Genomic DNA, 13024 nt, shown 5'->3' with positions numbered 1-13024 from the left:
CACGCTGCGGTTAAGCGCCTGACATGTCTCTCTGTTTGGCTCCGACGTCGGTTCTGTTGAACCGGCGTCGTTTTTCAAGGAGAGGTTTGATGTCCACATCCTTCAAGGCGCTGAGCCGCCGTTCGTTTCTTCTCGGCACCAGTGCTGCCGGGCTTGCTGCCGGGTCCGGTCTGGCGCTGCCGTTTTATGCCCGGGCGGCGGATCGGCCCGTTTTCACCCACGGCGTCCAATCCGGAGATGTCGATCTGAATTCCGGGATGATCTGGACACGGGTAGACCGCCCTTCGCGGATCATGATGGAATATTCGACCACCGAAAGCTTTGCCAATCCTGTGCGTTTGCCCGCCCTCAATGCGCTGCCGGACAGTGACTATGCCGTGAAGCGGCTTTTGGCCGACATGCCTGCCGACCAGGAGATTTTCTATCGGTTCACGGCAGCTGATCTGTCTCATATCAACAGTGTTTCCGAGCCAATCACCGGTCGGTTCCGCACTGCACCCGCCTCCAGGCGCGATGTCCGCTTTGTCTGGTCGGGTGACACGGTGGGCCAGGGCTGGGGCATCGATGAAACCGGCATGAAGACCTATGCCACCATGGCCAAGCATCAGCCTGATTTCTTCCTGCATTCCGGCGATACCATTTATGCGGACGGTCCCCTCAAGGAAGAGGTTGATCTGAAGAACGGTGCCAAGTGGAAGAATGTCATCGTCACCGATGAAAAGCGCAAGGTGGCCGAGACCCTGGACGAATATCGCGGCCAGTGGAAATACAATATGATGGACAAGAACGTGCTGGAACTGTCGGCAATCTGTCCAACCCATTACCAGTGGGACGACCATGAAGTGCTGAACAACTGGTCGTCGGGCAAGGATTTGACCGCCGACAATCGCTACACTGAAAAATCTATCGCTCTGCTGTCGGCGCGTGCTGCCCGCGCCTTCCATGAAATGACGCCAATCCGCTATACGCCTGCCGAGCCGGGCCGGGTTTACCGCAAGATTTCTCATGGTCCGCTGGTCGATGTGTTTTTCCTCGACATGCGCAGCTATCGAGGTTCCAATCACGATGGCATGGAAACGGTCCAGACGCCGGAATCGCGCATCCTGGGGGCCGAGCAGGTGGCCTGGCTGAAGCGGGAACTGACCAATTCCAAGGCGACCTGGAAGATCATCGCCGCCGATATGCCGTTGGGCTTGGTCGTCTGGGACGACTTTCTCAACAAGAAAGGCACGGAAGCCGTGGCGCAAGGCCATAATGGCGAGCCGCGTGGCCGCGAGCTGGAGATTGCCGAACTGCTGCGGCATATGAAGACGACAGGCATCCGCAATACAGTCTGGCTGACGGCGGATGTGCATTACACCGCCGCCCATTATTACAATCCCGACAAGGCGGCTTTTCAGGATTTTGACCCGTTCTGGGAGTTCGTCTCCGGTCCCTTGCATGCAGGGACTTTCGGACCGAGCGATCTCGACATGACCTTCGGGCCAGAGTTGAAGTTCGTCAAGGCGCCGACCGCCGAGCAGGGCCAGAACCTGCCGCCGTCTGCGGGTCTTCAGTTCTTCGGCATCGTCGATGTCGATGGCCAGAGCGAACAGCTCTCCGTGCGACTGATGGACCGGGATGACAACGAGCTCTATAAGGTCGTGCTTGATCCGGTGCGCAGCGCCTGATTCTGCGGTGAAAATGCGGCAGAGCGTCATCAAGACGCTTTGCCTCTTTCGCAAATGCAAAAAACAGGGTATGAGCGCCCCAAAGTAACAGGCGCGGTCTTTGGTTTCATCATCGGCACCGGCATGGACTTCGCGCCAGAGCCATCAGAGATCCTAATCATGAAGATTCGCAATATCGCGATCATCGCGCACGTTGACCATGGGAAAACCACCCTTGTTGACGAACTTCTGAAACAGTCCGGTTCGTTCCGCGAAAACCAGCGCGTTGCAGAGCGCGTCATGGACAGCAACGATCTGGAAAAAGAGCGCGGCATCACCATTCTCGCCAAGGCAACCTCGGTTGAGTGGAAGGGCGTTCGCGTCAACATCGTCGACACCCCCGGCCACGCCGACTTCGGCGGCGAAGTCGAGCGTATCCTGTCGATGGTGGACGGCGCTATCGTTCTCGTCGACTCCTCGGAAGGCCCGATGCCGCAGACCAAATTCGTGGTCGGCAAGGCACTCAAGGTTGGTCTTCGCCCAATCGTTGCGATCAACAAGATCGACCGTCCCGATGGCCGCCATGAAGAAGTCATCAACGAAGTGTTCGACCTGTTCGCCAGCCTCGACGCCACCGACGAGCAGCTCGATTTCCCGATCCTCTACGGTTCCGGTCGTGATGGCTGGATGAATATCGCGCCTGAAGGCCCGAAGGATCAGGGCCTGGCCCCGTTGCTGGACCTGGTATTGCAGCACGTTCCTGAGCCGAGCGTTGGCGACGAAGACGGCGCGTTCCGCATGATCGGCACGCTGCTGGAAGCCAACCCCTTCCTTGGCCGCGTCATCACCGGTCGTATCCATTCCGGCTCGATCAAGCCGAACCAGTCCGTCAAGGTTCTGAGCCAGGACGGCAAGGTCATCGAAACCGGCCGTATTTCCAAGATCCTCGCGTTCCGCGGCATCGAGCGCACCGCCATTGAAGAAGCTCATGCCGGTGACATCGTGGCGATTGCCGGTCTGTCCAAGGGCACGGTTGCCGATACATTCTGTGATCCGTCCGTCACCGAAGCGCTGGAAGCCCAGCCGATCGATCCGCCAACCGTCACCATGTCCTTCCTGGTCAATGACAGCCCGCTGGCTGGCACCGAAGGCGACAAGGTCACGAGCCGCGTCATCCGCGACCGCCTGTTCAAGGAAGCCGAAGGCAATGTTGCCCTGAAGATTGAAGAATCGGAAGGCAAGGATTCGTTCTTCGTGTCTGGCCGCGGCGAATTGCAGCTGGCTGTTCTGATCGAAACCATGCGCCGCGAAGGCTTCGAGCTGGCTGTGTCGCGTCCGCGCGTCGTGATGCACAAGGACGAGAACGGCACCCTGATGGAGCCGATCGAAGAAGTCGTCATCGACGTCGATGAAGAGCATTCCGGCGTCGTCGTGCAGAAAATGTCTGAGCGCAAGGCAGAAATGACTGAGCTGCGGCCTTCCGGCGGCAATCGCGTTCGTCTGGTGTTCTATGCGCCCACCCGTGGCCTGATCGGCTACCAGTCGGAATTGCTGACGGATACCCGTGGTACGGCGATCATGAACCGCCTGTTCCACAACTATCAGCCGTTCAAGGGCGAAATCTCTGGCCGTAACAATGGCGTTCTGTTGTCCAACCAGTCCGGGGAAGCCGTGGCCTATGCCATGTTCAACCTGGAAGATCGCGGCCCGATGATTATCGAGCCAGGCGAAAAGGTTTATGCAGGCATGATCGTCGGCATTCACTCGCGCGACAACGATCTGGAAGTCAACGTTCTCAAGGGCAAGCAGCTGACCAACATCCGCTCTGCTGGCAAGGACGAAGCTGTCAAGCTGACTCCGCCGATCCGCATGACGCTGGACCGCGCGCTTTCCTGGATTCAGGACGACGAGCTGATGGAAGTGACGCCGAAGTCCATCCGTCTGCGCAAGTTCTACCTGGACGCCAACGATCGCAAGCGCTTCGGCAAGGCCCGCGTCGCCCAGGCTTGATTGCCGTTTCTGCTTTTTCGTTTCTGAGAGATCATCAACCCCGGCCTGTTGGCCGGGGTTTTTTTGTGCATAGGCCTTTAAGACGATTCTGATCCTCGGAATTTTACAACGACCACTCTTGCTTGATTGTTTAAGAAAGCGTTAATCTGGGGCGTGGTTATGGGGCAAGCACGAGGAGGGGGCGGACTTGCCAGCGGGAATGATCCCGCACTGATTGTCATTACCCCAGTCGGATGAGAGTGACGTTATGAAGACGTTATCGATTGATGTACGTCCGGCTGCGCCGGATGATGGGAGAGCGCTTTCCGAGGCGCATCGGGAAGCCTGGCAGTCCACCTATAGCGGTCTTATCCCGCATCAGGCTTTGATCAGGATGATGGAACGCCGTGGCGAGACATGGTGGCGCAAGGCCACCAATGGTCCGGCGACAGTACTGGTGGTCGATATCGGCGGGGTGATTGCCGGTTATGCGACGCTCGGCCTCAACCGGGCCAGGGGCCTTCCCTATGATGGCGAGATCTACGAGATCTATATGCGGCCGGCATACCAGGGCGTTGGTCTGGGTTTCACGCTGTTTACCGAATGCCGCCGCCTGCTTAAATCGCTGGGTTGCCGGGGATTGGTGGTCTGGTGTCTGGAGGACTGCGCCGGCGCCGTCAATTTCTTCCGCTCGAATGGCGGTACGGACAGCGTGGAGGGCATGGAGGATTTCGACGCCGTCAGCCTGAAAAAGCTGGGGTTCGTTTGGGCCTGATTGGTTCTGGTACGCGGCCCTGCAACTCTTTACCTTGATTGCGTCCTTTATTGGGGCCGCCTGTTGCAAATGGTTGCTTTGGTTTAAGAAACCCTTTACGACACCGGGGATTTCAACCATCCCATGGGGTTAGACATGCGTATTGATGCGATTGCGATCGGCAAGAATCCGCCGGAAGATATCAACGTCATCGTTGAGGTGCCGGTCGGTGGCCAGCCGATCAAGTATGAGATGGACAAGGAAGCCGGTACGCTGATCGTTGACCGCTTTCTCTATACGCCGATGCATTATCCCGGTAATTACGGCTTCGTGCCGCATACGCTGTGCCTGGACGGTGACCCGCTGGACGTGCTGATCTGCAATACCCGCCCGTTGGTGCCCGGCTGCGTCATCAATGTCCGCCCGATCGGCGTGATGATGATGGAAGACGATGGCGGCATGGACGAAAAGATCCTGGCCGTGCCGGTTCCCAAGCTGACCCGTCGCTATGACAAGGTGCAGAATTACACTGACCTGCCGGAAATCACGCTCGCTCAGATCAAGCATTTCTTCGAGCATTACAAGGATCTGGAACCCGGCAAATGGGTGAAGATCGGCGATTGGGGCGATGTCAATGTGGCCAAGAAGCTGATCCTCGAATCGATCGAGCGCGCCAAGAAAGAAGCCTGATTTGCCTCACGCGGCAATGATCGCTTCCAGCCTACCAATCAAATCCTCCGGGTCGCCATCGATCCGGAGGATTTTTTGTCTCGCGGTATCGCCGGAGATCAGGCTGACGGCGGATTTGGCGATGCCGAGCCGCTTGGCCAGAAGGACGATCAATGCCTTGTTGGCCCGGCCCTTTTCCGGCACGTCGCTGACCCGCACTTTCAAGTGGGCTTCACCATTCGCATTGACGTCGACACCATCAATCCCATCACGTCCGCCATTCGGCGTCAGCCGGACGGCAAGGCGGATGTGATCATCGAAACGCCGATAGCAATGGCTCACAGCAGCATGGGGGCAATCGTGTTCCACATCAGCGAGCGGATGAAGAAGATGATCAGCAGCAGGATGATCGGCGAAATGTCGATGCCGCCAAGATTGGGCATGATGCGGCGGATGGGACGCAGCGCCGGTTCGGTGACGTTGAACAGAAACAGGCCGATCTGGTTGACGAATCGGTTGCTGGAATTGATCACGTTGAATGCGTAGAGCCAGGAAAAAATCGCGCTGGCGATCAGGATCCAGGTATAAAGATTGAGGGCGAGATCAATCGTCTGCAACAGGGCAAGCATGTCTGTCTCCATTTGTCAGTTGACAGACATGTAGACATTGAGGCCGAAACGGGCAAGTGTCGCCTTGCCAGCTATCGCCATTCATGTTTAACGCAAGTTATGCCGCCATTGCCGGACCTATCCGGCCAGGAAAATAGCTGATGTCCATTTCCCAGTCCGAAGATCGTTTCGCTGCATTTCGCCATTCCGCCTATACGAAATTCTTCTTCGCACGGTTTCTCGCTGCCTTTGCCATGCAAATCGTCAGCGTCGCGGTTGGCTGGCAGATGTATGAGGTTACCGGCAATGCCCTCTACCTCGGCCTGATCGGGTTGGTGCAGTTCTTGCCGGCGCTGTTGCTGGTGCTGGTGACGGGGACAGTCGCGGACCATTTTAATCGACGGATGATCGTCGCAATTTGTCTGGGTGTGAGCGCGGCCTGTGTCGCCCTGTTGCTGGTTATGACGATCAACAGTGCTTTTGCGCCCCTTCCCGTTTTGATCATCATGACGATTTTTGGCATTGAGCGGGCTTTTATGGGCCCTGCAGTGCAATCCCTGGCGGCCAATATGGTGCCTGAAAAGGACCTCGCCAATTCCTTTGCCTGGAATGCATCTTCCTGGCAGATCGCGTCCATCCTCGGGCCGGTCGCAGGCGGTTTGCTTTATGGTTTTGGGGCAAATGTTGCTTATGGTGTGTCACTTGCGTTCATGGCAGCAGGTCTGCTGTTTATTATATTGGTGCCAAAGTCTGCGAAAAAAACATCCAATGAACCAAAGACCCTGACGTATCTGCTGGCTGGATTTAAGTTCATCCGCCATGAGAAAGTGGTTTTGGGGGCAATTTCACTGGATCTTTTCGCAGTCCTGTTGGGTGGCGCGCTGGCGCTGATGCCGATCTATGCATCTGACATCCTGACCATGGGACCTCTCGGGCTTGGAATTTTGCGCTCTGCTCCCGGTATCGGTGGGATCTTGATGGCGACTTTCCTCGCGACCTTTCCTATTCGCCACAAGGCTGGACTGTTGATGTTTGTCGGTGTTGCGATTTTCGGCATTGCAACGATCGTTTTTGGGGTTTCCAAAGTCTGGTGGATTTCAGCCATCGCCCTTGCCGTGCTTGGCGCAGGCGACATGATCTCGGTCTATGTTCGCGAAACGCTGCTGGCGCTCTGGACGCCGGATCAGGTGCGTGGCCGGGTCAATGCCGTCAATTCGGTGTTTATCGGCGCCTCCAACGAGCTGGGGGAGTTCCGGGCCGGTACCATGGCGCATCTGATCGGACCGGTCGGAGCGGTGGTTGTCGGCGGCGTCGGAACGCTTGCCGTCTCGATCATCTGGGCGCTGACCTTTCCGAAGCTGCGCACTATTGACACGCTGGAAGCTCCAGAGAAGACCTGATTGCGATCAGGCTGGCTGTTTATCAGTCTTTTGATGCTGATTGGCGGACTGAGCTTCCTCAGCAAACACCAGATCAAGAAAATCCGATAGCCAGGCCTTGAGCGGGGCATCGAACAGCATGCGTCCTTCCAGATGGTCGCGGCCAGCCTGGGCGTTCGGCATGGAAAAGCGTGACGCGCCATGCACCACCCACCGCTGCATCATCGCCCGCGTCAGTTCTGCATGAAATTGGATGCCAAAGGCTTTTTCGCCGTAACGGATCGCCTGATTGGGATAGATATCGCCGGTGGCCAGCAGCGTTGCGCCATGCGGCAGGTCGAACCCTTCGCGGTGAAAATGATAGACCATTTTCGGCCATTTCATCAGCAATCGGCCATGGGTGGTCGGCTGGATCGGATACCAGCCGATTTCTACGAGTTCCCGGTCATGGCCATTGACCTTGGCGCCCAGATGCCGGGCGAGCATTTGCGCACCGAGACAAATGCCTAGATAAGGCCGGTTCTCCTTGAGCGGCACGGATAGCCAGTCTATCTCGTCATGCACGAAACGATCAGGATCGTTGGCACTCATCGGCCCGCCGAATACCACGGCGCCGCTGTGGGCGCTCAGCGTATCGGGCAGCGGATCACCGAGCACCGGGCGGCGGATGTCGAGGGGGAAGCCTTTTTCCACCAGCAACTGGCCGACACGACCGGCGCTGGATCGCTCCTGATGCAGAACGACCAGGACCGGACGGTGCGCGGGCCGTATTCGTGCCGGATCATGAAGCATCCGCATCTCCAGCGACCTGTTCATCTCCGGCCTGGCCATCCGCCTTTTGTCCCGCCCGCTCCGCCGCCTTTTGCCGGGCCAAAATCCGATCCCGGTCCGAGACGCCAAGCAGGTCGGCGACTCGCCAAAGGATATGATCTTCCATCTCGTTGCGCATGCCATCGGCATAGACGATGTCCCAGAGCACGCTGACCAGTTCCAGCCGCTGGTTTTCATCGAGACGGCGCTTCAATTCCGAGGTGAAGCGGTAATAGTCCACCGCTTCACTTTCCGCCTGCTGGCCTGCCTCCAGCAAGGCTTCGATCTTGCTGCGATCCAGATCGTAATGGTCCTTGATGCTCTTTTTCAGGCTTTTTCGTTCGGCGGCGCTGATGGTTCCATCGGCTTCCATCACCTGGAAACACAGGGCGACGATCAGCACCCTCGTGTCATTGCCGTCGAATTCATTGTCTTGTTCGCCAGCGATAAAGCTTTGGAAAAAAGTATTGAGGCGCTCCAGCATGAATGATCCTTAAAACAGGTTGAGCCGGGTTTTCTCGTCAGAATTGCGGCTGGCATCGCGCACGCCCGGATCATCCGGCGGGCCGCCGAAGAATGGCTCCGGCTCGTGGTTTTTCGGCGCAGGCTTTGGTGATGCAGGCGGCTGACTGGACGAGGGAGCTACAGCTGCGGCCTCGGTATTTTCCGGCAGCGTGTCAATCTTGCGTGCCGGAATGGAGGATGCAGGTTTCTCGCCCTGTCCAAGCGGCGGCAATTCGGCCAAGGCGGCAGCGCCGCTGATCACTGTGCCGTCTTCCACCGGCCCGGAGAGCTGGGCATAGGGGATCTTCCATTCGAAGGCGTCGAGCCTGCCGCTGACAGGCGAATAGGGTAACCATTTTTCCGAGACCTGGCCATCGGCTACCCAGGAAGGATCACGCGGTGCTTTCAGCGCCTGCGCCATCCAGTAGCGGATGCGGGCCTGGTCGCCGGTTTCGGCATCCTCGATATCGGCCAGCAGCAGGAAAGCCCGTTCGCTGGCCTGCATCCGGGCTGCCGCTTCGGCCTTGGCGCGTGCCTTGGTGAAGTCCCGCGCCTCAAGGGCCATTTCCGCAACCACCAGCAGTGAATAGACATTGTTGGGCTTGACCTGCTCCAGCCGCTCGGCCCGCTTCAGCCGGTCGACCGCGCCGTCACCACCGCGTGCCCGTACATAGAGGCTGGCGATGTCTGGATGGGGAGCAAGTTTCCAGGCGGTTTCCAGCACCGAGCCCGCCTTGCGCAGATTATCCTCCCGCAGCAGGGCGCGGGCGGCGGTCACGGAGGCAGGCACAAGATCCTTGGCGAGTTTCAGCGCATTCATGGCATTGTCGCGGGCGGCTGCCGGATCGCCGTCCAGCTGGTCCATGGCTTTTGCGGTCAGCAGCACGGCTTTCAGCCGGTCGGCTTCCGACCGGGCCAGGACGCCTGCGACGCGCTGTTGATCCAGAAGATGAATGGCCTCGTTCCAGGCACTGGTCTGGCATCGATATTCCAAAGCAGCCTTGGCAGCCCAGGGCAGATAAGGCGCATCCTCGGCAGCCCTTTCGGCATATTGCCGCGCAGCCTCATGCGCCCCTAGCCGCGTTGCCTCCACATAGAGACCGCGCAGGCCAAGCTCACGGGTTTCGGGATCGGCGACCATCTGCTCATAGATCCGCCGTGCATCGTCATGCTTGCCCTCGATCAGGGCGGCCTGTGCTTCCAGCACCATGATCAATGGTTCCTGATCGGCACGCACCAGGCCACGGGCGCGGGCACTCATCCGCCGCGCCAGCGCGGCATTGCCAGCGCCTGCGGCGATCAGGCCGGTCGAGATCGCCTGATAGCCTCGGTCACGCTTGCGAGCGCGGAAATAGCGGCGCATCGAATGCGGCGAGGTCCAGAGCGTGCGCACCAGCCACCAGCCAATCATCACGACAGCAACGATGGCGACGATCATCGTGGCCGCCGCCGTCAGGCTCATTTCAATCAACTGGCCCTGCCAGACAATCTGCAACTCACCTGGACGATCGGCAAGCCAGGAAAAACCGAAGCCAAGCGCCAGGACGATCAGGATATAGACTATGATACGGACCATGATGCTTATCCTTGCCGTCCGGCGACGGCACGGGCCAGCGCGTCGGAAACCTGGTTTTCAACGGTAATACGGGCGTCGAGCGCCTTCTTGAACTCGGCAGAGACGGTGCGCCCCGCCTCCGGCAGGCTGTCCCATTCGGCTGCCGCACCCTTCAGGTCGCCATTGCGGATCTTGTCCTCAATGCGCGCAACAATCGCCGAGGCGCTATCACCTTCGACATTGCCGACTGGCCGGACTTTGACCACCGACATGGCGCTGGCCCAAAGACGCTCACCGATATTGGCGCTTTCCGCAGGCGCGTTGATGGTCGAGAGGATCTTGTCGGCAACCGGGCCGAATTGCCGTTGCAGCTCGGCGCGGGAGGTGACGCCCGTGGTCGCATAGGGTTCCAGGGCGGCAATGGCAGTGTCTTCCGGTGCAATGCTACCCAGCGTGCGCAGCTCGGCCAGGAACGGCCCGCCGCGGTCTGCGGCGGTCTTCAAAGCCGAGGCGGCAATGGCGCGGGCGACTTCGATGTCGTCACGCGGCTTGTTGATCTTGGTTTCGATGGCGCTCACCTTCTCGGAAACTTCCGTCTGGTTTTCGGTGAGCTTTTCCACCCGACCGGCAAGATCCGATTTCAGCTGGTCTATTGCCTGATTGGCGCTGGCAAGCTTTGCCTGCAAGTCGCTGACGGCGGCGGGGTCCACGGCATTTTGCTGCTGGCCCGATTCCAGTTGCGTCAAACGGCTCTCGAGACCGGATAGATCGCCCGAAGCTGACCCATTGGCCGTCCCTGCCTTGAGGCGCTCGACATCGGCGGTAAGCGCTGAAACCTGCTGGCTGATTGCGCTATCGTCTTTGCTCGAGCCGCTTCCGGCGGAGGGCAAGACGCCGGCATATTGCAAGGCGCTGGCGCTGATCAATGCGATCAGGCCGCCGACAATACCAGCGGCCACCAGGCTCGACGTGGTGCGCGATGACGAGCGCGAGGTTGGTCCTGGTGCCTGTTCCTCCGAAGAGGCGTCGATCGGCGGCGGTCCGGGTTCATCGGGCGGCGGCGGAGAAAAGGCCGAGGTCTCACCGCCGAAATGTGCCTGCTCCTGCTTTGCTGGCTCAGGATCACTCGTCACGGCTTCAGCTGGAGCTGTGCTCTGGTCTTCCTTGACAGCCGCAACCGGAACCTCAAGCTCTGTAGCGGGCGCGGAAGCAGGGTCAGTGTCTTCTACCGGCTTTTCACTTATCGGCTCTTCGCTGGAGCTCGGCACTGTTTCCGGCGCCTGAACAGGGGTCGCCGTCAGGTCGATGGTTACCGGCTCTTCGGTGGTTTTGGAACGGCGTGGGGGTTTTCCGGAAACCATGGCAACCTCGTTTTCAATGGGTGTGGAATGAAATTAGTCAGGGATCGTCTGGAAGGAAAGGGGCTTGCCTGCATTTGCCACTTGTCCGGTGGTTTTACAGGAGGCGAAGGAGGGCCTCCTCATGAGGGTGGGGAGCAACGGAAACCCTGTTCCTGAACGGTTTTGCGACGTTTTCTGCAATATCCTTACTCAGGCAGAAAATGTGTGCGGATGCGAAGAGATCTGCAATTTCGCCCGAGAGAGGCAGGGCGAAGAACCGTCTGGCAGTCTCTGCGGAATAGAGCAGCACGGCATCTACCGCCCTGCCTTCAAGCCGGTCGATGATATCGTCCGGCTCATAAGCCAAATCCTGCATAGTATAGGCTTCCACCACATCAAAGGGAATGGAAGATTGGCGCAAGCCCTGTTCCAGGCTCTGCTTGCGCGGCTGCCCGGCCAGATAAAGCAGCGGATCGGCCCAGTCGATGCGGGCGTTGGCAATTGTGCGCGCCAAGGCGGCGCCATCGCCTTTAGCGCTGATCACCGCGCGAAAACCGAGGCCCCGGGCTGCATCAGCCGTTGCCGCTCCCACGGAAAACAGCGGCGTTTCGAAATGCGGACGAAGCGCTTCGCCATGCGATGCAAGGCTGCGCAGCGCCTCTGTACTGGTCACGGCCAAGGCGGCATGCGGTTTTGAGAGGGCTTTGAGCACCTCATCGGCATGATGGCCGGCTTTGGCCAGCGGCAGGAGCACAGCTTCGTGACCGAGGACACGGAGACGGCCTGCCGTCTTGCGGCTTGCGGTCTCCGTCCGGGTCAACAGAACGCGCATGCTATCAGGTCCATCCCTCGAAGAAGCCGGGTCCGGCTTTGTCCCTTACCTTTTCGCCCGCCGACCAGCCGAGTGCCAGTCCATCGGCGCAGCGGCCCTCGGCCTCGACCGAATGGGAGACCTGTCCATCCGGCGTCAGGATCGTGCCTGTCAGGCGGATCGTTTCGCCATCCGATATCGCATAACCGGCAATCGGTGTGCGACAGGAGCCGTCCAGCGCGGCCAGAAAGGCGCGCTCACAGGAAACCGCGTCAAATGTCGGGCGATGATTGATCGGAGCCAGAAGATCCTGGATGCGACGGTCATCGACCCGCGCTTCGATGCAGATCGCCCCTTGGGCCGGGGCGGGCGGAAAGCGTTCGAGATCGAGATATTCGGTAATCACGGTTTCCTTGTCCAACCGCTTCAGACCGGCCACGGCCAGCAGCGTGGCATCGACCTCGCCTGCGGCCAGCTTGCGAAGCCGGGTCTCCACCGCGCCGCGATATGTGATGACCTGAAGGTCAGGCCGAAGCCTGCGAATCAGTGCCTGACGCCGCAGCGAGGCCGAGCCGATGACAGCGCCCTCGGTAAGCTCCAGCAGCTTCGGTGCCGTGCGGCCGATAAAGGCATCGCGCATGTCTTCCCGTGGCAGATAGGCGGAAATCTCCAGCCCATCTGGAAGGGCCGTTGGCATGTCCTTGGAGGAATGCACGGCAAAGTCCAGCCCGCCGGAGAGCAATTGCTGCTCTAGCTCCAGGGTGAACAGGCCCTTGCCGCCGATTTCAGCCAAAGACCGGTCGGTAATGCGGTCGCCGGTGGTCGACAGGACGACGATCTCAAACATATCAGGCGAAAGGCCGTGGGCCTCCGCCAGACGTTCGCGGGTTTCATGGGCCTGGGCCAGCGCCAAAGGGCTGCCGCGTGTGCCGATGCGGAAAGGTTTCGTTTGCATC

13 protein-coding genes are annotated in these 13024 nt (G+C 59.3%); 5 read left to right on the top strand and 8 right to left on the bottom strand.

Annotated elements, in window-relative coordinates; genetic code table 11:
* Positions 1 to 89 precede the first annotated feature (89 nt).
* The 4 genes from G6L01_RS15330 to ppa all read left to right on the top strand — a co-directional run bounded on the left by G6L01_RS15330 (position 90) and on the right by ppa (position 5082).
* Entirely contained in the window at positions 90 to 1670 is a 1581-nt protein-coding gene (locus tag G6L01_RS15330) for an alkaline phosphatase D family protein (protein WP_070164298.1), read from the top strand.
* A 159-nt stretch (positions 1671 to 1829) separates the two neighbouring features.
* Positions 1830 to 3659 carry a translational GTPase TypA gene (gene typA / locus G6L01_RS15325; protein WP_070153226.1) on the top strand — a complete coding sequence of 610 codons (1830 nt, stop codon included), beginning with the start codon at positions 1830 to 1832 and terminating at the stop codon, positions 3657 to 3659.
* A 247-nt stretch (positions 3660 to 3906) separates the two neighbouring features.
* Positions 3907 to 4413 carry a GNAT family N-acetyltransferase gene (locus tag G6L01_RS15320; protein WP_015917421.1) on the top strand — a complete coding sequence of 169 codons (507 nt, stop codon included), beginning with the start codon at positions 3907 to 3909 and terminating at the stop codon, positions 4411 to 4413.
* Positions 4414 to 4548: 135 nt separating this feature from the next.
* On the top strand, positions 4549 to 5082 hold the full coding sequence (gene ppa, locus G6L01_RS15315) for an inorganic diphosphatase (RefSeq protein ID WP_070164299.1): 534 nt from the start codon (positions 4549 to 4551) through the stop codon (positions 5080 to 5082).
* 6 nt (positions 5083 to 5088) lie between these two features.
* Here ppa and G6L01_RS15310 read toward each other — a convergent pair whose 3' ends face one another.
* Positions 5089 to 5403, bottom strand: a complete 315-nt coding sequence (locus G6L01_RS15310) for a DUF167 domain-containing protein (protein WP_070164300.1) — start codon at positions 5401 to 5403, stop codon at positions 5089 to 5091.
* Positions 5400 to 5690 carry a YggT family protein gene (locus G6L01_RS15305; protein ID WP_015917418.1) on the bottom strand — a complete coding sequence of 97 codons (291 nt, stop codon included), beginning with the start codon at positions 5688 to 5690 and terminating at the stop codon, positions 5400 to 5402. Before G6L01_RS15305 ends, G6L01_RS15310 begins: the two co-directional genes overlap by 4 nt.
* A gap of 140 nt (positions 5691 to 5830) precedes the next feature.
* Here G6L01_RS15305 and G6L01_RS15300 point away from each other — a divergent pair, with 140 nt between their 5' ends.
* Complete coding sequence (locus tag G6L01_RS15300; RefSeq protein ID WP_156584329.1) at positions 5831 to 7069, top strand: MFS transporter; 1239 nt, start codon at positions 5831 to 5833, stop codon at positions 7067 to 7069.
* 6 nt (positions 7070 to 7075) lie between these two features.
* Here G6L01_RS15300 and G6L01_RS15295 read toward each other — a convergent pair whose 3' ends face one another.
* The 6 genes from G6L01_RS15295 to hemC all read right to left on the bottom strand — a co-directional run bounded on the left by G6L01_RS15295 (position 7076) and on the right by hemC (position 13023).
* Positions 7076 to 7840 (bottom strand): glutamine amidotransferase, encoded by a 765-nt coding sequence (locus tag G6L01_RS15295; RefSeq protein ID WP_070164302.1) that lies wholly within the window; start codon positions 7838 to 7840, stop codon positions 7076 to 7078.
* The gene (locus G6L01_RS15290) at positions 7830 to 8342 is read right to left on the bottom strand and encodes a tellurite resistance TerB family protein (protein ID WP_070164303.1); all 513 of its coding nucleotides are present in this window, start codon (positions 8340 to 8342) and stop codon (positions 7830 to 7832) included. The genes G6L01_RS15295 and G6L01_RS15290 overlap by 11 nt, the downstream gene beginning before the upstream one ends.
* Positions 8343 to 8351: 9 nt before the next feature.
* Positions 8352 to 9938: a heme biosynthesis protein HemY gene (locus G6L01_RS15285; protein WP_070164304.1), complete on the bottom strand. Its 1587-nt coding sequence runs from the start codon at positions 9936 to 9938 to the stop codon at positions 8352 to 8354.
* A gap of 5 nt (positions 9939 to 9943) precedes the next feature.
* Complete coding sequence (locus tag G6L01_RS15280; RefSeq protein ID WP_071206118.1) at positions 9944 to 11278, bottom strand: COG4223 family protein; 1335 nt, start codon at positions 11276 to 11278, stop codon at positions 9944 to 9946.
* A 94-nt stretch (positions 11279 to 11372) separates the two neighbouring features.
* Positions 11373 to 12089 (bottom strand): uroporphyrinogen-III synthase, encoded by a 717-nt coding sequence (locus G6L01_RS15275; RefSeq protein ID WP_070164306.1) that lies wholly within the window; start codon positions 12087 to 12089, stop codon positions 11373 to 11375.
* Between the two features lie 4 nt (positions 12090 to 12093).
* Positions 12094 to 13023 carry a hydroxymethylbilane synthase gene (hemC, locus tag G6L01_RS15270; RefSeq protein ID WP_070164307.1) on the bottom strand — a complete coding sequence of 310 codons (930 nt, stop codon included), beginning with the start codon at positions 13021 to 13023 and terminating at the stop codon, positions 12094 to 12096.
* Position 13024: the final 1 nt, after the last annotated feature.

Source organism: Agrobacterium vitis (assembly GCF_013337045.2).
In the GTDB taxonomy this organism is placed as follows: Bacteria; Pseudomonadota; Alphaproteobacteria; order Rhizobiales; family Rhizobiaceae; genus Allorhizobium; species Allorhizobium vitis_B.
The sequence above is the reverse complement of the archived record's forward strand: the minus strand, read 5'-3'. Positions and strand labels throughout refer to the sequence as shown.

Bases quoted from the DNA above. Each gene is read 5' to 3' on its own strand.
- G6L01_RS15295 (WP_070164302.1), bottom strand. From the start codon at position 7,840: ATGCTTCATGATCCGGCACGAATACGGCCCGCGCACCGTCCGGTCCTG.
- typA (WP_070153226.1), top strand. From the start codon at position 1,830: ATGAAGATTCGCAATATCGCGATCATCGCGCACGTTGACCATGGGAAA.
- G6L01_RS15330 (WP_070164298.1), top strand. From the start codon at position 90: ATGTCCACATCCTTCAAGGCGCTGAGCCGCCGTTCGTTTCTTCTCGGC.
- hemC (WP_070164307.1), bottom strand. From the start codon at position 13,023: ATGCAAACGAAACCTTTCCGCATCGGCACACGCGGCAGCCCTTTGGCG.
- G6L01_RS15280 (WP_071206118.1), bottom strand. From the start codon at position 11,278: ATGGTTTCCGGAAAACCCCCACGCCGTTCCAAAACCACCGAAGAGCCG.
- G6L01_RS15285 (WP_070164304.1), bottom strand. From the start codon at position 9,938: ATGGTCCGTATCATAGTCTATATCCTGATCGTCCTGGCGCTTGGCTTC.
- G6L01_RS15290 (WP_070164303.1), bottom strand. From the start codon at position 8,342: ATGCTGGAGCGCCTCAATACTTTTTTCCAAAGCTTTATCGCTGGCGAA.
- ppa (WP_070164299.1), top strand. From the start codon at position 4,549: ATGCGTATTGATGCGATTGCGATCGGCAAGAATCCGCCGGAAGATATC.
- G6L01_RS15300 (WP_156584329.1), top strand. From the start codon at position 5,831: ATGTCCATTTCCCAGTCCGAAGATCGTTTCGCTGCATTTCGCCATTCC.
- G6L01_RS15275 (WP_070164306.1), bottom strand. From the start codon at position 12,089: ATGCGCGTTCTGTTGACCCGGACGGAGACCGCAAGCCGCAAGACGGCA.
- G6L01_RS15305 (WP_015917418.1), bottom strand. From the start codon at position 5,690: ATGCTTGCCCTGTTGCAGACGATTGATCTCGCCCTCAATCTTTATACC.
- G6L01_RS15320 (WP_015917421.1), top strand. From the start codon at position 3,907: ATGAAGACGTTATCGATTGATGTACGTCCGGCTGCGCCGGATGATGGG.